This window comes from Shigella sp. SIG6 (assembly GCF_053555815.1).
On record NZ_JBQZXC010000321.1, the window covers coordinates 1 to 458 of the forward strand.

The 458-nt window shown below is 53.5% G+C and carries 1 pseudogene; it reads right to left on the reverse strand.

Going from position 1 to position 458, the window contains the following annotated elements:
* Positions 1-395, reverse strand: a pseudogene (locus ACUU1M_RS20610) (IS6-like element IS26 family transposase); the annotation flags it as partial.
* Positions 396-458 lie beyond the last annotated feature (63 nt).

Sequence of the window (458 nt, forward strand, 5' to 3'; positions counted from 1 at the left end):
GGGATCTGCCACTTCTTCACGTTGTTGAGGATTTTACCCAGAAACCGGTATGCAGCTTTGCTGTTACGACGGGAGGAGAGATAAAAATCGACAGTGCGGCCCCGGCTGTCGACGGCCCGGTACAGATACGCCCAGCGGCCATTGACCTTCACGTAGGTTTCATCCATGTGCCACGGGCAAAGATCGGAAGGGTTACGCCAGTACCAGCGCAGCCGTTTTTCCATTTCAGGCGCATAACGCTGAACCCAGCGGTAAATCGTGGAGTGATCGACATTCACTCCGCGTTCAGCCAGCATCTCCTGCAGCTCACGGTAACTGATGCCGTATTTGCAGTACCAGCGTACGGCCCACAGAATGATGTCACGCTGAAAATGCCGGCCTTTGAATGGGTTCATGTGCAGCTCCATCAGCAAAAGGGGATGATAAGTTTATCACCACCGACTATTTGCAACAGTGCC